Source organism: Candidatus Pantoea floridensis (genome assembly GCF_900215435.1).
GTDB classification, from domain to species: Bacteria; Pseudomonadota; Gammaproteobacteria; order Enterobacterales; family Enterobacteriaceae; genus Pantoea; species Pantoea floridensis.
The window spans coordinates 596,228-615,114 of record NZ_OCMY01000001.1; the positions used below are offsets into that span (position 1 = coordinate 596,228).

Genomic DNA, 18,887 nt, shown 5'->3' on the forward strand with positions numbered 1-18,887 from the left:
CGGATTTTGTAGGGTGCGCATTTATGCGCACCTAATATCACAGTTGGTGGATGACGACCCACATCGGACCTTGTCCTACCGCGTAACGCGCCAGCGGATGCAGCAGGCCGCGCTCCTGGATTTTATACACTTCGATATGGTGCGATTTCTGCCCTGCCGCGACCAGATATTGTCCGCTATGGTCAATGTTGAAACCGCGTGGCTGCGTTTCCGTTGGCTGGAAACCTTCAATCGCCAGCACGGCACCATCTTCACTGATGCTGAACACGGTAATGGTGCTGCTGGTACGGTCGCAGGCATAAAGGAAACGGCCATCTGGCGTAATGTGAATATCGGCGGCCCACCGCGTGTCGCTGAAGTCTGGCGGCATCATATCAAGGCTCTGCACGCGCTCGACCTGGCCGTGTACGTTGTTTAATGCCCAGACATCCACCGTGCTATCCAACTCATTGACCACGTAACCGTAGGCACCGTTCGGGTGGAACGCCATATGCCGCGGACCCGCACCTTCAACGGTGGTGACCTGCGCTTGTTCACGCGGCGCCAGCGTTCCATCGGCATTCAGCTGATACAGGCAGATGCGATCCTGCTTCAGTGCCGGTACGAACAGCGTTTGGTTGTTCAGGTCAATATTTGCTGAATGGCAGCCGTCTAAACCGTTAATCACATGGCTTGGTGCCTGCGGCAAGCCATCGCTACCAATTGGGCTGACGCTGACGCAGGCATCGTTATACGAGCCGCAGAACAGATAGTTGCCGTGACGATCGGTGGAGATGTGCGTTGGGCTGCCCGGCAGCGGCGCTTCGCCGGCCAGGCTCAACGTACCGTCGGCCGCAATGCGGAACGCCAGTACACGAAAATTCGGACGAGCACCGACATAGAGAAAATCTTTTTTCGGGCTCACCACCATCGGCTGCACCTGCCCGGCAACATCCGTTACCTGCAATAACGTCAGTGCGCCATCTTCCTGTAACTGCCAGGCGTGGATCTGCTGGCTCTCGGGACTGGCGGTATACACGACTTGTTTCATGCGTTTTCCTTATTCGCTGCCTGATGAAAGGGATAACTGTAGCGCGTTTCATTTTGTCGCGCTGGATTCATTTGTGCCCTGTTTTTTGTCTCAGGGCCGCTGCCGGGTGTAGACTTAACGCTTTGCTAACTCCCGGACGGAAAGTGTAATGAGCTACCGCGTAATCGCCCTTGACCTCGACGGCACCCTGCTGACCCCGAATAAAACCATTCTGCCAGAATCCATTGAAGCGCTGTCCCGCGCGCAACAGGCGGGCGTCAAAGTGCTGATCGTTACCGGTCGCCACCACTGCGCTATCCACCCTTTTTATCAGGCACTTAAGCTGGATACACCCGCAATCTGCTGTAATGGCACCTATTTGTATGATTATTCGGCGAAGAGGGTGCTGGCTGCCGATCCGCTGGATAAAAGCAAAGCTGCGCGTGTGATTGAGATGCTGGATGAAGAGAATATTCACGGCTTGCTGTATGTCGATGACGCGATGCTGTATCACACGCCAACTGGCCACGTAACGCGTACGCTGAACTGGGCGCAGTCACTGCCGGAAGCGCAGCGCCCGCTGTTCCTGCAGGTGCCAAGCCTGGCGCAGGCCGCCATTGAAGCCAAATCGATCTGGAAATTTGCGCTGTCGCACCCCGATACGCGCGCACTGCAGCAGTTTGCCGAGCGCACCGAAGCCGAACTCGGTCTGGCGTGCGAATGGTCGTGGCACGATCAGGTGGATATCGCGCAGGCAGGAAACAGTAAAGGCAAGCGCCTCGCTCAGTGGGTGGAGAGCCAGGGCTTCAGCATGCAAGACGTGCTGGCGTTTGGCGACAACTATAACGATCTCAGCATGCTGGAACAGGTGGGATTAGGTGTGGCGATGGGCAATGCCGATGACGCGATCAAAGCGCGCGCCAAAAAGGTGATTGGTACCAATGTGGAACCGGGCATCGCTGAAGTGATCAACCAGGAAATCCTGTAACCGAAGGATGTTGCGGCGCAATTTATTGCGCCGATTTTATCAAACCGCGCAATAAATCATGCCGTAATCGACACGCTTTTAATCTGGGCATACAGCCACTGATCGGGACGAATCCCCAGCTCATCTCGCGCCCACGGCGAAATACGCGCCCACAGCTCGCTGATGCCAATACGCAGTTTCACTTCCACCTGATCGTCAATCTCCAGCAGCTCGACCACCTTCGCCGGCAGGATATTGCGAATCGACGTATTTTGCGGTGGCTGTAGCGCCAGCGACACATCGGCCGAGGCGATGCGAATACGCAGCGGTGTTTTCAGGGGATGATTCACGCGGCTGACCCAAATGTGCTGATCGCCGAGCGACAGCGCCGTCATCGGGTAATTCGGATGCTGCTCCAGCACCTGCACACGCAGTACGCTGGTGCGTTCAGCCATCGGCAGCCACGGTCGCATTGCCGAGCTGCTCCACACTTTCTCCAGTGGCCCAAACGCCTTTACCTGGCCCGCGTCCAGCACCAGCACGTTATCCGCCAGCTGCAAAATTTCATCAAGGCTGTGTGTGACGTAAAGGATGGGAATATCCACCTGCTTCGCCAGCTTTTGCAGATAGGGCATCAGCTCACGTTTGCGCGGCAAGTCCAGCGATGCCAGTGGTTCATCCATCAGCAAAATATCTGGCGCAGTCAGTAATGCGCGGCCAATCGCCACGCGCTGTTTTTCTCCACCCGACAATGAGGCCGGAAAACGACTGAGCAACGGCTCTAAACCGAGCAGCGCTACCAGCGCGTTGAACTGCGGTTTCATTGATGCCGCCATGCCATATTGCAGGTTGCCGCGCACGCGATAGTGCGGGAACAGGCGCGCATCCTGGAACACATAGCCAATACGGCGCTTTTCCGGCGGCAAATTGACCCGCGTTTCCGCATCAAACAACAGACGATCGTTCAGCTGAATCTGACCGCGCTGCGGCTGAGTCAGGCCGCCAATGGCATTAATTAATGAGGTTTTACCTGCACCGGAGACACCGAAAATCGCCGTGATACCGCTGCCGGGGATGCTGACGCTGACGTCGAGCTGGTGATCGCCCAGCTGTTGAGAAATTTGCAGATTGAGCATTATGCGGCTCCCAGCCGTTTGCGGCCCCAGCGCGCCAGCAGTTCGGATGCCACCAGCGACATCAACGCCAACGCAATCGCCACAGCACACAGGCGGGCAGCCGTGCCTTCCGCACCGGGCGTTTCAATCAAAGTAAACATCGCCGACGGAATGGTGCGCGTTTCGCCGGGAATGTTGGAAACAAAAGTGATGGTCGCGCCAAATTCGCCCAGCGAACGGGCAAAGGCCAGTACTGTCCCGACAATAATGCCCGGCAAAGTGAGCGGAATGGTGATGGTGAAGAACACACGCCAGCGTCCGGCGCCAAGCGTACGCGCCGCCTGCTCCAGTTTGGTATCGACCGCTTCAAGTGCGAGGCGAATAGCCCGCACCATCAGCGGAAAGGCCATCACCGCGGATGCCAACACCGCACCGCGCCAGCTAAAGGCAAAGGTGAAGCCGAACCAGTCATATAACCATTCGCCGATAAAGCCGCGTCGGCCCAGCGCGATCAGCAATAGGTATCCCACCACCACGGGCGGTAATACCAGCGGCAGGTGAATAAGGCTATCCACCAGGGTTTTGCCTGGAAACCGGCAGCGCGCCAGAATCCAGGCCATCATGATGCCAAACGGCAGGCTGCACAGCACCGCTACACAGGAAACTTTCAGGCTGAGAAACACAGCCTGCCATTCGGGATCGCTCAGTATCATTTCTTCGGCGTAAATCCATACTGTTTAAACACTGCAGCGGCATCCGGCCCCTGCAAATAGTTGTAGAAGGCTTCTACCGTTGCGTTCTGATGATCTTTGACAATCGCCATCGGATATTCCACAGGTTTGTGGCTATCTTCCGGGAAACGTCCCACTACCTGCACTTTTTCGCTGGCAACGGCATCCGATCCATAAACGATGCCGTAAGGCGTTTCGTTACGTTCAACCAGTGCTAGCGCAGCGCGCACATTATTCGCTGGCGCCAGCTGCGGGGATAAAGCGTCCCACGCGCCCAGTTTCTGTAATGCTTCTTTGGCATAAATTCCGGCTGGTACGTGATCCGGATCGCCCACCGCCAGCCGCTCGCCTTTTAGCAAACTCTTCCAATCGGTTTGGTTATTGATGGTAACCGTTTTCGCTGCGTCACTTTTGGGTGCAATCAGTACTAAATCATTGCCGAGCAGCGTGTAGCGCGTGCGGGTTACTACGCTGTTTTTACCGACGACATCGTCCATCCACTGCTGATCGGCTGAGATGAACAGATCGGCAGGTGCCCCCTGATCAATCTGGCGCGCCAGCACCGATGAAGAGGCAAAAGAAGAGACCACTTCAACGCCGGTTTTCTTCTGGTATTGCGTGGCGATCTCCTGCAGCGCATTAGTCAATGACGCGGCGGCGAACACGGTGATCTTCTCCGCGGCCACAGCCTGACCGGCCAGGGTCACACTTAAAACTGTTGCAGCTGCCCAGCAGTAATGATTTTTTTGCATTTGTTGCTCCTTGTTACGTTATATATTTGATAATACAACGTGAGCACACATGCGTCATGAGATTGTTATCGGCAGGATTTTTCGGAAGTTAAAAAACAAAACGCCCGCGAGATGCGGGCGTTGAGGAATTAGTGTTGTGAGCTATTGGCAGGGCGGTCTTCGCGGCGGCCAAATTTAGAGATGACGTTAAAAACTTCACCCAGGCCATAAATCAGACCGAGCATAATCGCCATCACAATCGGCACCATGATGATAGCCACGGCCAGGCTTTTTAGCAGTTCCAGCATGGAAACCTCACGCAGAAAATAAAAAAGTGATTGTAACGGTTAGAGAAAAAAACGCACTGCCCTTTTCGTGCTTTTACTTTTAAGCAGTAAACTGAGCTGATTAACCAAAGGAGCTGACATGCAGGCAGAACTTTCTCTTCATATTCGTCTTCAGCAGAAGCTGTTTGCCGATCCGCGCCGTATTGAGCTGCTGAAACGCGTGCAGCAAACCGGCACCATTAGCCAGGGCGCGAAGCTGGCGGGCATCAGCTACAAAAGTGCCTGGGACGCGATTAACGAAATGAACCAGATGGCCGATCAAATCTTAGTTGAGCGCGCTACCGGTGGCAAAGGCGGCGGCGGCGCGCAGCTAACGCAGTATGGCGAGCGTCTGATTCAGCTGTTCCTGCTGATGGAGCAGATTCAGCAGAAGGCATTCGATGTGTTGCAAAACGACAGCATGCCGCTCGACAGTCTGCTGGCGGCGATTGCGCGTTTCTCGCTGCAAACCAGCGCGCGTAACCAGCTGTTTGCTACAGTGCTGGCCAGCGATCACCAGCATGTACAACAGCATATTGATGTGCTGCTCGCCGACGGCGTTACGCGTTTACAGGTGGCCATCACCGAACGCAGCGCCGAGCGGCTGCAACTCGATAGCGGCAAAGAGGTATTGGTGTTGATTAAAGCGCCGTGGATTCACGTCAGCAGCGCGCCAGGCCACAGCGGCAACCAGCTGGCGGCACACATTAGCGCCATTGAGCCTGGCGAGCTGGTTAGCGAAGTGCTAATGGCGCTGCCGAGCGGAGAGACGCTATGCGCCACCGTCACCAACGACGAGGTTAAACAGCAGAATCTACAGGTTGGCGCCAGTGTGACCGCCAGTTTTAATGCCGAACACGCCATCATCGCCACACTGCTCTGAATTCAGCGCCATGATTTGACTTCGCGGATATCGCTGGTTAAAACAGAACGACACGATGCAAAAAACGGAATGAATCATGGCTTCATTGCAAATTTCGCAAGGCATATTTCACCTTAGCGACTCCCGAGCACTGTCCCTTCACGATTTAACCCTCAACAGCGGCGAAAGCTGGGCCTTCGTCGGCGCGAATGGCAGCGGTAAATCGTCGCTGGCGCGCGCCCTCTCCGGCGAGTTATTGCCGGGTAAAGGCAGCGTGCGGCAGGATTTCCAACGCCGTGCACGTCTTTCACTCGAGCAGCTGCAGAAGCTGGTGAGCGATGAGTGGGAACGCAATAACACCGACCTGCTAAGTGATGGCGAAGACGATACCGGTCGCACGGCTGCGCAGATCATCCAGGACGAAGTTAAAGATGACGCGCGCTGTCAGACGCTGGCGCAGCAATTTGGTATCAGCTATTTGCTGGATCGCCGCTTTAAATATCTCTCCACCGGTGAAACGCGCAAAACGCTGCTGTGTCAGGCGCTGATGGCGCGGCCGGATCTGCTGATCCTCGATGAACCTTTTGATGGGCTGGATGTGGCATCACGCGCCAGCCTGGCACACACTCTCAACGATCTGCATCAAAACGGTTACACCGTGGTGCTGGTGCTGAATCGCTTTGACGATATTCCTGCCTTCGTTGAGAACGTAGGCGTACTGGCAGAGTGCACACTGACGCACGTCGGTGAACGTCGTGCAATATTGGCAGAAGCGCTGGTGGCACAGCTGGCGCACAGCGAGACGCTTTCCGGCATGGCGCTGCCGGAAGCGGATCAGCCCGATCAACTGCCGCAGCTGGCCGAAGATGCGCCGCGCGTGATACTGCGTAACGGCGTGGTGTCGTACAACGATAAAGCGGTAATTGATGGTTTAACCTGGCAGGTGAATCCCGGTGAACACTGGCAGATTGTTGGGCCGAACGGCGCAGGAAAATCGACCCTGCTCAGTTTGGTCACCGGCGATCATCCACAGGGATACAGCAACGATTTAACACTATTCGGTATCCGACGCGGTAGCGGCGAAACCATCTGGGATATCAAGCAGCATATCGGCTACGTTAGTAGCAGCTTGCACCTTGATTATCGCGTCAGCTGCAATGTGCGCACGGTGGTGCTTTCCGGTTTCTTCGATTCCATTGGCCTGTATCAAGCGGTGTCCGATCGGCAAAAAGCCCTGGCGCGGCAGTGGCTGGCGCTGCTCGGCATGGATAATCAGCTGGCCGACGCGCCATTTCACAGTTTGTCGTGGGGACAACAGCGGCTGGTGCTGATTGCGCGTGCGCTGGTCAAACATCCCACGCTGCTGATCCTCGATGAACCACTGCAAGGACTTGATCCGATTAACCGCCAGCTGGTGCGTCGCTTTGTCGATGTGCTGATTGGTGAAGGCCGTACGCAGCTGCTGTTTGTGTCCCATCACGCCGAAGATGCTCCGCAGTGCATCACGCATCGTTTAAGTTTTGTCGCGCAAGAACAGGGTTACGGTTTCCTGCAGGAAGCACTGCGGTAATTGGCGGTCGCCATTAATGGCGACCCTACGAAAGCGCTTAGTAGGGTGCGCATTCATGCGCACCGGAATTAAAATCCCCCCTTAATGTAACCGCTACCATTTCATTGCCTGGTAAATCAACAATCACACGCAACAACCCCACAAAATGAGAATCGTCACCTTGTGTAAACGATACCATTTATCCAGACTGGATCACGCTTTCACGCGGGTCTTTGTGCTACTTTGATCAAAACCATTTTTATCTTTTTGCCGTTTACCAGGACTTATCATGGAAAAATTTAACCCGGTTGATCATCCGCATCGCCGCTATAACCCATTGATCGACCAATGGGTGCTGGTTTCGCCGCATCGCGCTAAGCGTCCGTGGCAGGGCGCGCAGGAAACGCCGGCGCTGGAACAGCTGCCCGCTCACGATCCTGATTGTTTCCTGTGTGCTGGAAACACCCGCATTACCGGCGACAAAAATCCCAACTACAAAAGCACCTATGTCTTTACCAACGACTTTGCTGCGCTGATGACCAATACGCCCGACGCGCCGCAGAGCGAAGATGTGTTGATGCGCTGCGAAAGCGCGCGCGGCACCAGTCGCGTAATCTGCTTCTCGCCGGACCACAGCAAAACGCTACCTGAGCTGCCGCTGAGCGGCCTGGAAGACATTGTGCGTACCTGGCAGGAACAGACCGCCGACCTCGGACAGCATTACCCTTGGGTTCAGGTGTTCGAAAACAAAGGTGCGGCGATGGGCTGCTCTAATCCCCATCCGCACGGCCAGATTTGGGCCAACAGTTTCTTACCTAATGAAGCGCAAAAAGAAGACAACAATCAGCGCCGTTATTTTGATGAGAAAGGTTCGCCGCTGCTGGTTGATTACGCGGCGCGCGAACTGAAAGATGGCAGCCGCACGGTGGTGGAAACCGAGCACTGGCTGGCGGTTGTGCCCTGGTGGGCCGCCTGGCCGTTTGAAACGCTGCTGCTGCCAAAAGCCCATGTGAAGCGCATTACCGATTTAACGGAACCGCAGCGCACCGATCTGGCGCTGGCGCTCAAGCAGCTGACCAGCCGCTACGATAACCTGTTCCAGTGCTCATTCCCCTATTCGATGGGTTGGCACGGTGCGCCGTTTAACGGTGAAGCCAACGATCACTGGCAGCTGCATGCCCATTTCTATCCACCGCTGCTGCGTTCAGCCACGGTGCGCAAATTTATGGTTGGCTATGAAATGCTGGCCGAAACCCAACGTGATTTAACGGCGGAACAGGCAGCTGAACGTCTGCGTTCTGTCAGCGATGTCCATTTCCGCGAGGCGCAATAAATGTCATTAAAATCCATTACTCAACAGGTTTTCGCTGACACTTTCGGCTATCAACCCACCCACAGCATTCAGGCGCCGGGCCGCGTGAATTTGATCGGCGAACACACTGACTATAACGATGGCTTCGTGCTGCCGTGCGCCATCGATTATCAAACCGTGATTGCCTGCGCCAAACGCGATGATCGTGAAGTGCGCGTGATTGCCGTTGATTACGACAATCAGCAAGACAGTTTCTCGCTGGATGCACCCATTGAGCCGTTAAAAGAGCCGATGTGGGCCAACTACGTGCGCGGCGTGGTGAAACATCTGCAGAAACGCGATGCCAGCTTTGGCGGCGTGGATATGGTGATCAGCGGCAACGTGCCACAGGGCGCAGGCTTAAGTTCATCGGCATCTCTGGAAGTGGCGGTCGGCACCGTGTTCCAGCAGCTGTATGCGTTGAAGCTGGACGGCGCCGCCATTGCGGTGAACGGTCAGGAAGCCGAGAACCAGTTTGTAGGCTGTAACTGCGGCATTATGGATCAGCTGATTTCTGCGCTCGGCCAACCCGATCACGCCATGCTGCTCGATTGCCGCACGCTGGGTACGCGCGCGGTCTCCATGCCGGAAGACATCGCGGTGGTGATCATCAACTCTAATTTCAAGCGCACCCTGGTGGGCAGCGAATACAATACGCGTCGCGAACAGTGTGAAACCGGCGCCCGCTTCTTCAACAAACCCGCACTGCGTGATGTCACGCTGGAGGAGTTTGCAGCCTCCGAAGGTGAGCTGGATGCGCTGGTAGCGAAGCGCGTGCGCCACGTCATTACGGAAAATGCGCGTACGCTGGAAGCGGCCGATGCCTTAAGCGCGGGCGATCTGAAGCGTATGGGCGAACTGATGGCTGAATCACATGCCTCGATGCGTGATGATTTTGAAATCACCGTACCGCAAATCGATCAGCTGGTTGAAATTGTGAAAGCAGAGCTCGGCCCGCGCGGCGGCGTGCGCATGACCGGCGGCGGTTTCGGCGGCTGTATTGTGGCGCTGATGCCAATCGATCTGGTCGATGCCGTGAAGGCGGCAGTGGCCGCAAAGTATGAAGCGCAAACCGGCATTAAAGAAACCTTCTACGTGTGCAAAGCCTCCGCAGGAGCAGGCCAATGGTAACTGACGTTAATTCACACGCGCCAGATGGGCAACCGTGGCGCATCACCGTGTTGCGCAATCGCAACGGCATGGTCGCCACCTTTATGGATTGGGGCGCCACCTGGCTATCGGCACGCGTGCCAATGCGCGATCACAGCGTGCGTGAAGCGCTGCTCGGCTGCGCCACACCGTCCGATTATCTGCATCAGGATGCCTATCTCGGCGCTACCATCGGCCGCTACGCCAACCGCATCGCCTCGGCAGAACTTAAGCCGCTTAATCTGCTGCTGGCCGCTAATCAAGGTGCACATCAGCTGCACGGCGGACCGGAAGGTTTTGATAAACGTCGCTGGCAAATTCTTAGCCAGAGCGAAAGCGAGGTGCACTATCGCCTCGATTCGCCCGATGGCGATCAGGGGTATCCCGGCAATTTGATTGCTGACGTGATCTATCACCTGGATGATGATAATTGCCTGTCGATTCGCTATGAAGCGAAGACGGATAAACCCTGCCCGGTCAATCTGACCAATCATGCTTACTTTAACCTTGATGCGCATCATGGCGATGCGCGCCAGCATCGCTTACAACTGCACGCCGATCGTTACTTGCCGGTGGATAGCGAGGGAATCCCCAACGCACCGCTGAAAGAAGTGGCTGGAAACAGTTTTGATTTCCGCCAGCCGAAGCGCGTCGCTGATGAGTTCCTTGCCGATGACGATCAAAAAGCGGTGAAAGGTTATGACCATGCCTTTTTACTCAACACGGCAGGCGACAGCAGCCAGCCCGCGGCCCATTTGTGGTCTGCGGATGGCAAGCTGGAGTTGAGCGTTTTTACCGCCGCACCGGCGCTGCAATTTTATACGGGTAACTATTTGGCGGGCACCCGCGCCCGTGAGCAAGACAGCTATACTGCTTTCCAGGGCATTGCTCTTGAAAGTGAATTTTTACCGGATTCGCCCAACCATGCTGAATGGCCGCAGCCCGATTGCTGGCTGCAACCTGGCGACAGCTGGCAGTCCGTGACGCGTTATCGCTTCACGCCGCACTGAGCCGCCGGATGAAAAACGCGCACTGCGTCACCGACAGGCTTACGCAGTGCGCTGTTTTCGGCTATGGTATGGCGCTATTAGTGAGCCGCTTCTTAGGCGGCCGCAGCCGGTTTCAATACTAATCGTAAATCGAGCATTAAGGAGTAAAGCTATGGCCGTAACTAAGCTGGTACTGGTGCGACACGGCGAAAGCCAGTGGAACCAGGAAAACCGCTTCACCGGATGGTACGACGTGGATCTGTCTGACAAAGGTCGCACGGAAGCCAAAGCAGCTGGTCAGCTGCTGAAGAAAGAAGGTTTCGTGTTTGATTTTGCTTACACCTCAGTGCTGAAGCGCGCTATCCACACGCTGTGGAACGTGCTGGATGAGCTGGATCAGGCCTGGCTGCCGGTTGAGAAAACCTGGCGTCTGAACGAGCGTCACTACGGTGCGCTGCAAGGTTTGGATAAAGCAGAAACCGCCGCTAAATACGGTGACGAGCAAGTTAAACAGTGGCGTCGTGGCTTTGCCATCACGCCACCGGAACTGGACCGCGCTGATGAGCGTTTCCCAGGCCACGATCCGCGTTACGCTTCACTGACTGACGCGCAGCTGCCAACCACCGAAAGCCTGGCGCTGACCATCGAACGTGTTATTCCTTACTGGAACGAAAGCATTCTGCCGCGCATCAAGAGCGGTGAGAAAGTGATCGTTGCCGCACACGGTAACTCCCTGCGCGCACTGGTAAAATACCTCGATAACCTGAGCGAAGATGAAATCCTTGAACTGAACATCCCAACTGGCGTGCCGTTGGTGTATGAGTTCGACGAAAACTTCAAGCCGCTCAAACGTTACTATCTGGGTGATGCTGACGAGATCGCTGCGAAAGCAGCAGCCGTTGCCAACCAGGGTAAAGCCAAGTAAGCGAACGCTGAAACGCAAAAAGGCCAGACTCGCGTCTGGCCTTTTTTATTGCACGCCGCGATTAACCGCGACGCTGTTTAACCGCCTGCGCCAGTTGACGCAATGCTTTCTCGGTATCTGCCCAGCCGATGCACGCATCGGTCACGCTCTGGCCATACACCAGCGCTTTACCGCTTTCGAGGCTCTGGTTACCTTCTACCAGATGGCTCTCAATCATCACGCCGGTAATCGCCTGCTCGCCGCCCGCAATCTGCTGCGCCACGTCGTCAGCAACCACCATCTGACGCTGGAACTGCTTGCTGCTGTTGGCATGGCTAAAGTCGATCATCACCTGTGGACGCAGATCCGCTTTCTCCAGACCGATTTTCACCGCGGCTACATGTTCAGCGCTGTAGTTCGGCTCTTTGCCGCCGCGCAGAATGATGTGGCAATCTTCGTTACCGCTGGTTTCGACAATGGCCGAGTGGCCATACTTGGTGACGGAGAGGAAGCAGTGTGGCGCGCTGGCCGCACCAATGGCGTCAATCGCCACTTTAATGGTGCCATCGGTGCCGTTTTTGAAACCAACCGGGCACGAAAGGCCAGAAGAGAGTTCACGATGCACCTGTGATTCGGTGGTACGCGCGCCAATTGCGCCCCAGCTCATCAGATCGGCCATATATTGCGGTGTGATCATATCAAGGAACTCACCCGCCGCCGGCAAACCCATATCGTTGATATCCACCAGCAGCTTGCGCGCCAGGCGCAGACCGTCGTTGATCTGGAAGCTGCCATCCATAAAGGGATCGTTGATCAGCCCTTTCCAGCCGACCGTGGTACGCGGTTTTTCAAAATACACGCGCATCACCACTTCTAAATCATCTTTGAGCTCTTCACGCAGTTGCAGCAGGCGCGCCGCATACTCTTTCGCCGCTTTAGTATCATGAATTGAGCAAGGACCGATGACCACCAGCAAACGATCATCCTGACCGTGCAAAATGCGGTGAATCGCCTGACGTGATTGGGCAACGGTTTCGGCAGCTTTATCGGTGGCGGGGAATTTTTCAAGCAAGGCAACAGGAGGAAGTAACTCTTTGATCTCTCTGATGCGCAAATCGTCGTTCTGGTAATCCATACATAATTCCATTCAAATTTCTGGCCCAACGTCCGCCGGGCGCAACCCGCCCACTTTAGCCCTTCATGCGTCGGGTGTAAATTACGCGCGGAGGTTAAATGTACATCTCAAATTTGCATTTACCCATCCCTGCGCTAAGCTTTTTAAATGTAAGCACTAAGGATCGATGTGTTTGCAAAATTTAATATTTAAGCGAAGCGTATAAGGTGGAATTTTATTCCATCGCGGCACGCTATTTTCGTCAATCAACACCAGCCGGTGTTAGACGGCAACTATCCATTAATTACCGGAGCATAATGATGAATAAGTTTGCAATTATCTTTCTCACCGCAGCGATGACTTTAAGTAGCGGTGCGGTCATGGCTGCAGATAACAACGGTGAGGCCAATGCCTCAGCGAAAGCGGGCGCGGCGGCAGGCGGCGCTAAACAAAATCTGCCACCGAATAATGTTGATAACAGTAAAATCAATAACGGCAGCACTAATACTAACAGCGCTGCGACATCGGGTACCGATTCAAGCAATATGTCCAAAACTCAGATTCATAAAAATACACTTTGCAAAGAGGGCAAATGCCCTGATATGAACAAAAAGGTCGGTACTAAACATCATAAAACCGATGGCACTACACAATAACTCAGTCATAGGCTTAAATCGGGAGAGCTTCGGCTCTCCCTTTTATTTTGCCCTGTGCCCTTTTCCGCTATGCTGAAGCAATGAAATTCACAGGAAATGTTTCATGGCTTCATTGCTGCTTATTGATGATCACCCGTTAGTCGAAGTCGCACTGGAAGCGGCCTGCGTCAACGCCCCCATTACGCTCAACATCCATGCCGCTGGCGATGAAGCTCAGGCGCGTCAGTTGTTGCAGCGTCACGCCATCGATTTGATTGTGCTCGACATCGGCTTACCGGATTGCGACGGGTTGGAGCTGCTTCGCCGTTTACGCATGCGCCATCCGCATTGCCCCGTGCTGATCTATTCAGCACAACAGAGTCGCCACACGCTGCTCACTGCGGTTTCACTCGGCGCCGCCGGTTACGTGGTGAAAAGCCAAAGTATGGCGCAATTATTGAGTGCGATTCTAGCGGTGCTGGGCGGACAACAGGCTTTTCCACCGCTACCTGAACGTATCGAACTGCCGCTGACCGAGAAAGAGCAGCAGATCGTTGCGCTATTGGTGCGCGGACTGTCAAATTTACAAATTGGCGAACAGCTGCATATCAGCAATAAAACCGTCAGCACCCATAAGAAGAACATCCTGGAAAAAACCGGCGTGCACTCGGTGGTTGAGCTGGCCGAGCTGTGGAAAGCGCAGCAGTGAGAAAACTCTTTCTATTGGTTTTGCTATTGCTGAGTCTACCGGCGAGAGCCGATTTGCTACCCGCCAGCAGCGTGATGTTACCCGCGATGATGCCCGCGCCGCATGCCGAGCCATGGTCTGGCGCGACATTACGGGTGGCGGTGCCAGCGCAGAATAGCGCCCCCTGGGCGATGCGTATTGGCGATCGCATCTGGGGTATTGATGCCGATTATCTCAGCGCACTCAGTCAGCTCACCGGCACTCGCTTTACGCTGCAAAGCTATGCGGATCGCGCGCAGCAGCTGGCGGCGCTACAGCGCGGCGACGTGGATTTCGTGTTAAGCACCGAGCACGCCGCCTCACCTCCTGAGGTGCTTCTCAGCGATAGCTGGTACAGCAGCCCGATTCGCATCTATCGCAATCGCGATAATCAGCGTGCGGTGATGTTCAACAGCGATACCGCACAGCTCACCATTGCCGATGCCACGCTGGCGCAGCTACCAACCGCGTTTGTGCAGCAGCATCGCTGGCATAGTTTACCGGGCGATTTGCAGGCGCTATACGCCTTGCTTAACCAACAAAGTGATTATCTGATTGCCGATGACGCCAGCGCAGGTTTTCTGCTCGACCAGTTGCAACAGGGACAAATTTACCAGATTGCTGCCGATCCCGGTGCCGGTGAGCTGACGTTACGCGCACTGGCCAAAGACGCCGCCTTGATTCACTGGCTTAACGGCCAGCTTCGTTTGCTGCCTGCCGAGTTTAGCAACCGCGTGCAGCAGCGCTGGAGTCCGCCGCTGCTGCGTTATCAGGACACGCAAACGCTGATGCTTTCCACCAGTGAGAAACAGTGGCTAGCGCAGCATAGAGAGATTCCTTACGCGGTCGAAGCCGATAATGCGCCATGGAGCTACCGCGATAGCAGCGGCAATGCACGAGGCTTTGGCATCGATTTACTCAATGCGCTAAGCCAAAGTACTGGCCTGCATTTTACGCCGCGCTGGGTTAACAATGCGCAACAGGCTGCCACGTTATTGCAGCAGCAGCAGGTCATGCTAAACCTGTTGCAGCCGCTGTTCGGCGACGATGCCAGCAGCAATACCTTGCCAGTGTGGCGTGCGATTTGGGGAATTTACACGATCTCAACGCATCCACCAATGAGTTGGCAATCCCTGCAAGGACAGCGTGTGGGCGTATTGCGTGGCGATTTGGCGCAGCGTTTACTGCCCTCCAGCATCACGCCACAGCTTTTTGACGATCGTGCACAGCTCTGGCAGGCGCTAAATAACGGCCAGATTGATGCGTTAGTCGATAATGTCCTTTCCGCCCGCTGGCGTATGGCGAGCCATACCGACAATCGTATTCATTTGGCTTTCGCCGCCAGCGATATTGCCTGGCCACTGGCGCCACAGGTTAGCGTTGCGCAGCCGGAACTGCGTGCGCTGCTCGATCATGCACTGCAGCAGATTCCCTCTGATACGCTGAGTCAAATGCGCCTGAGCTGGTCGCAGCCTCCGCAGCCGGGCACCACTATGGCGATGCGTAATATCCCGCTGATGATCCTCATTGCGGCTGGCATTACTATCCTGCTGCTGCTGGCGCTCCTGCTGCGGCGCTATTGGCAACAGCGCCGCGATAGGCTGCAGCGGGAGCAGGCCGAGCGCGCCAATGCCGCCAAAAGCCAATTTCTCGCCACCGCCAGCCATGAATTGCGCACGCCGATGCAGGCGATCCTCGGCTTGCTGGAGCTGGAACAGCAGCAGCATCCGAGTGAACGATTAACGCTGATGCACAGCAGCGCGCGATCGCTGATGGCGCTGCTTAACGATTTACAGGATCACGCGAGGATTGAGAGCCAAAGTTTCCGCCTCGCACCACGTCCGCTTAACCTGGCGCATTGGCTGCACCAGCAGCAGCAGTTCTACCACCCTTTAATGCGGGATGCCGGACCGAATTTGGTCGCTGAAGCGCTCACGCCGCTGCCGGCCTGCGTGCTGCTGGATGGCGATCGCCTGCAGCAGGTGGCGAATAATCTGGTGGCTAACGCGCTGAAGTTTACCCGCGAGGGAGAAGTGCGCATTACGCTGGCCGTTGATCAACATATCCAGCTTACCGTGGCCGACAGTGGCAGCGGTATTCCGCTCAGCGAGCAGGCGCAGCTGTTCGAGCCGTGGTATCAGGCGCCGTCCGGCAAAAGTCATGCGGTACAAGGCAGCGGGCTAGGTCTGTTTATCTGTCGCGAAATCGTGCAACGCATGGGCGGTTCGCTGGCGCTTACCTCAGCGCCAGGCCACGGCACCACGGTAAGCGTGCAGCTCCCGCTGGTATTAAGTGATGAGCCGTTGACTGAACGTGCGGAAAGCTGGCCGCATTATCCCCAATTACGTGTCGCAATCGTTGACGATCATCCCACCAATCTTTTAGTGATGCAGCAGCAGCTGGCGAACTTTGGGGTGCAGGCTGAGGTGTTTGAAGATGGCCGCAGGCTGCTGCAGGCCGATGCCCGGATGCCGTTTGAGCTTCTGTTTATTGATCAAATGATGCCACGTCCCGATGGTTTGACCCTGCTGCGCATCCTGCGCCGTCGTCAGCGCCAGCGTGGTAAAAGCATGCTACGCGTGCTCTGTTCCGCCGATGTGCAGCTGTTGAAAATGGCGCTGCGGAACGATGAAGCGTTGCTGCTTAAACCCATCGAACTTGATCATCTGGCGCCGCTGCTGGCGCGTGCGGTAAAGGATCCCCTGGAAGTGCTGCCAAACAGTCTGCTGACTCTGGCACAAAACAATCCAGCTTTTATCCCCCGTATCGGGCAAACATTGCAGCGCACGCTGCAACAGGATCGCGATGCGCTGTTAAAAGCCCACCATACGCAGAATTGGGCCGAGCTGGAGCACGCTGCGCACCGGATGAAAGGAAGCTGGCTAATGCTGGGCATTGATGAGGTTGCCGAGCAGTGCCAGCAGCTGATCGCACAGGCTAGACAGCAGCAGTTGAACGTTGATGATCTCAATTTACTGATATCATTAACAAACAGGTTACTTAAACAACTGGAAAATTATGGCACACACTCACTCGCACAGCGCACCTAACAGCAACCGCACGCGACTGGCGGCTGCATTCGGCGTAACGGCGCTGTTTATGGTGGCCGAAGTGGTCGGCGGGATCGTTTCCGGCTCGCTGGCGCTACTGGCCGATGCTGGACATATGTTGACCGATGCCGCTGCGCTGCTAATGGCATTACTGGCCGTACAGTTTGCCCAACGCAAACCTAACGCGCGTCATACCTTTGGCTTACTGCGTCTGACCACGCTGGCGGCGTTCGTCAATGCCATCGCGCTGCTGGTGATTACGGTTCTGATTGTCTGGGAGGCGCTACGTCGCTTCTATCAGCCACAGCCGATTGCTGGCGGTTTGATGCTCGGTATCGCCATTGCCGGGCTGCTGGCTAACCTGCTGTCATTCTGGCTGCTGCATCGCGGCAGTGAAGAGAAAAATCTCAACGTGCGCGCTGCAGCGCTGCACGTGCTCGGCGATTTACTCGGTTCGGTTGGTGCGATTGTCGCCGCCGTGATCATTATGCTGACCGGCTGGACGCCAATCGATCCGATTCTGTCGCTGCTGGTGTCATTGCTGGTGGTGCGGAGCGCCTGGTCGTTACTGCGCGAAAGTCTGCATGAGTTACTGGAAGGCGCGCCAGCCCATATTGATGCCAATAAACTTTCACGCGAGCTCACACGCACTATTGATGAAGTGCGTAATGTGCATCACGTGCATCTTTGGCAAGTGGGCGAAAAACCGGTGTTGACGTTACATGTGCAGGTCATTCCGCCTTACGATCACGACGGCCTGCTACAGCGTATACATCACTTTTTGCACCAACACTATCAGATTGCCCATGCCACGGTACAGATGGAGTATCAGCCGTGTAGCGGAACAGATTGTGAGCTCGGTTTAGATGGCCATTCCGCGCAGCACGATCATCATGATCATACCGCGCTGGAAGGCCACGCCCATCATCATTAATGTGACAGCGCACGCGAGCCCTGTTCGCGTGCGCTTTGCATCCACAGCCGCGAACCATTAAGCGCAATCAGCGTGAGAATGACGTATTCAAGCGACATCGCATATACGCCCTGGCGCGCGAAGATCATCACGCTGATGACGTTGATGACCACCCAAAGCAGCCAGTTCTCGACGTATTTACGCGTCATCAAAATCATCGCCACAATCGACAGCACCATCATGCATGAATCCCAGAACGGGAACGCATCCGGCTGCAATTGTGGCATCGCGACGTTCAGGCCGACACTCTGCATAATGTCCACCGCCGTTTTGGTCAGGAAGGCAAAAACCGGGTCGATGTAAACCGTCATTAGCGCTATCGCTAACACGCATGCAACGCCCCAGCCCATCGCTTTCGGCAGCGGCAGCCAGCGGATTCGCAACTCGGTTTCGTTATTGCTGGTTTGTCGGCTCCATGCATACCAGCCATAGACGTTGGCGACAAAGAAAAACAGCTGCAGTAATAGGCTAGCGTAAAGCTGGATTTGGAAGAAGATCACCGCAAACAACGTGACGTTGATCAGGCCGAAAAAGTAGTTAATGATTTTTTCAAGGCTGGCTAGCCAGATACACAACAGGCCCGCGACGGTGCCGATGGCTTCAATCCACGACAGATCGTAGCCGCCAACGCCCAGCGGAATGTGAACCAGAATATTTTGTGTGCTAAAGAAGTCCATGTGAGGTACCTATAGCCTAAATATGCAG

18 protein-coding genes are annotated in these 18,887 nt (G+C 55.4%); 11 read left to right on the forward strand and 7 right to left on the reverse strand.

The annotated features are described in order from the left end of the window. Positions 1–37 precede the first annotated feature (37 nt). Entirely contained in the window at positions 38–1,030 is a 993-nt protein-coding gene (gene pgl, locus CRO19_RS02845) for a 6-phosphogluconolactonase (protein WP_097094520.1), read from the reverse strand. A 148-nt stretch (positions 1,031–1,178) separates the two neighbouring features. On the opposite strand from pgl, the gene CRO19_RS02850 reads away from it, so the two are divergent. Beyond that, positions 1,179–1,997, forward strand: coding sequence for a pyridoxal phosphatase (locus CRO19_RS02850; protein WP_097094521.1), 819 nt, complete (start codon positions 1,179–1,181; stop codon positions 1,995–1,997). A 56-nt stretch (positions 1,998–2,053) separates the two neighbouring features. Here CRO19_RS02850 and modC read toward each other — a convergent pair whose 3' ends face one another. The 4 genes from modC to CRO19_RS02870 all read right to left on the reverse strand — a co-directional run bounded on the left by modC (position 2,054) and on the right by CRO19_RS02870 (position 4,861). Beyond that, complete coding sequence (gene modC, locus CRO19_RS02855; protein ID WP_097094522.1) at positions 2,054–3,112, reverse strand: molybdenum ABC transporter ATP-binding protein ModC; 1,059 nt, start codon at positions 3,110–3,112, stop codon at positions 2,054–2,056. Then, positions 3,112–3,804, reverse strand: coding sequence for a molybdate ABC transporter permease subunit (modB, locus tag CRO19_RS02860; protein WP_097094523.1), 693 nt, complete (start codon positions 3,802–3,804; stop codon positions 3,112–3,114). Before modB ends, modC begins: the two co-directional genes overlap by 1 nt. Beyond that, the gene (modA, locus tag CRO19_RS02865) at positions 3,801–4,574 is read right to left on the reverse strand and encodes a molybdate ABC transporter substrate-binding protein (RefSeq protein WP_097094524.1); all 774 of its coding nucleotides are present in this window, start codon (positions 4,572–4,574) and stop codon (positions 3,801–3,803) included. The genes modB and modA overlap by 4 nt, the downstream gene beginning before the upstream one ends. A 128-nt stretch (positions 4,575–4,702) precedes the next feature. Then, positions 4,703–4,861 carry an AcrZ family multidrug efflux pump-associated protein gene (locus tag CRO19_RS02870; protein ID WP_097094525.1) on the reverse strand — a complete coding sequence of 53 codons (159 nt, stop codon included), beginning with the start codon at positions 4,859–4,861 and terminating at the stop codon, positions 4,703–4,705. Positions 4,862–4,979: 118 nt separating this feature from the next. Here CRO19_RS02870 and modE point away from each other — a divergent pair, with 118 nt between their 5' ends. The 6 genes from modE (at position 4,980) to gpmA (ending at position 11,704) form a co-directional block, all read left to right on the forward strand. Beyond that, entirely contained in the window at positions 4,980–5,762 is a 783-nt protein-coding gene (modE, locus tag CRO19_RS02875; RefSeq protein ID WP_097094526.1) for a molybdenum-dependent transcriptional regulator, read from the forward strand. A 76-nt stretch (positions 5,763–5,838) separates the two neighbouring features. Further along, a complete protein-coding gene (gene modF / locus CRO19_RS02880; protein WP_097094527.1) occupies positions 5,839–7,311 on the forward strand; it encodes a molybdate ABC transporter ATP-binding protein ModF in 1,473 nt (490 codons plus the stop codon). Between the two features lie 268 nt (positions 7,312–7,579). Then, on the forward strand, positions 7,580–8,623 hold the full coding sequence (gene galT, locus CRO19_RS02885) for a galactose-1-phosphate uridylyltransferase (protein ID WP_097094528.1): 1,044 nt from the start codon (positions 7,580–7,582) through the stop codon (positions 8,621–8,623). Continuing rightward, positions 8,624–9,772, forward strand: a complete 1,149-nt coding sequence (gene galK, locus CRO19_RS02890) for a galactokinase (RefSeq protein ID WP_097094529.1) — start codon at positions 8,624–8,626, stop codon at positions 9,770–9,772. Beyond that, positions 9,766–10,800, forward strand: a complete 1,035-nt coding sequence (gene galM, locus CRO19_RS02895; protein WP_097094530.1) for a galactose-1-epimerase — start codon at positions 9,766–9,768, stop codon at positions 10,798–10,800. Before galK ends, galM begins: the two co-directional genes overlap by 7 nt. A gap of 151 nt (positions 10,801–10,951) precedes the next feature. Then, positions 10,952–11,704, forward strand: a complete 753-nt coding sequence (gene gpmA / locus CRO19_RS02900) for a 2,3-diphosphoglycerate-dependent phosphoglycerate mutase (protein ID WP_008109047.1) — start codon at positions 10,952–10,954, stop codon at positions 11,702–11,704. 61 nt (positions 11,705–11,765) lie between these two features. Here gpmA and aroG read toward each other — a convergent pair whose 3' ends face one another. Beyond that, the gene (gene aroG, locus CRO19_RS02905; protein ID WP_097094531.1) at positions 11,766–12,818 is read right to left on the reverse strand and encodes a 3-deoxy-7-phosphoheptulonate synthase AroG; all 1,053 of its coding nucleotides are present in this window, start codon (positions 12,816–12,818) and stop codon (positions 11,766–11,768) included. A gap of 296 nt (positions 12,819–13,114) precedes the next feature. Here aroG and CRO19_RS02910 point away from each other — a divergent pair, with 296 nt between their 5' ends. The 4 genes from CRO19_RS02910 (at position 13,115) to zitB (ending at position 18,143) form a co-directional block, all read left to right on the forward strand. Next, positions 13,115–13,453 carry a YbgS-like family protein gene (locus CRO19_RS02910; protein ID WP_505543736.1) on the forward strand — a complete coding sequence of 113 codons (339 nt, stop codon included), beginning with the start codon at positions 13,115–13,117 and terminating at the stop codon, positions 13,451–13,453. Positions 13,454–13,556: 103 nt separating this feature from the next. After that, complete coding sequence (locus CRO19_RS02915) at positions 13,557–14,141, forward strand: response regulator transcription factor (protein WP_097094533.1); 585 nt, start codon at positions 13,557–13,559, stop codon at positions 14,139–14,141. Further along, on the forward strand, positions 14,123–17,209 hold the full coding sequence (locus CRO19_RS02920) for a hybrid sensor histidine kinase/response regulator (protein WP_097094534.1): 3,087 nt from the start codon (positions 14,123–14,125) through the stop codon (positions 17,207–17,209). Before CRO19_RS02915 ends, CRO19_RS02920 begins: the two co-directional genes overlap by 19 nt. Then, a complete protein-coding gene (gene zitB / locus CRO19_RS02925) occupies positions 17,178–18,143 on the forward strand; it encodes a CDF family zinc transporter ZitB (RefSeq protein WP_097094535.1) in 966 nt (321 codons plus the stop codon). Before CRO19_RS02920 ends, zitB begins: the two co-directional genes overlap by 32 nt. Here the strand turns inward: zitB and pnuC are convergent. After that, positions 18,140–18,859 carry a nicotinamide riboside transporter PnuC gene (pnuC, locus tag CRO19_RS02930; RefSeq protein WP_097094536.1) on the reverse strand — a complete coding sequence of 240 codons (720 nt, stop codon included), beginning with the start codon at positions 18,857–18,859 and terminating at the stop codon, positions 18,140–18,142. The genes zitB and pnuC overlap by 4 nt on opposite strands. Positions 18,860–18,887 lie beyond the last annotated feature (28 nt).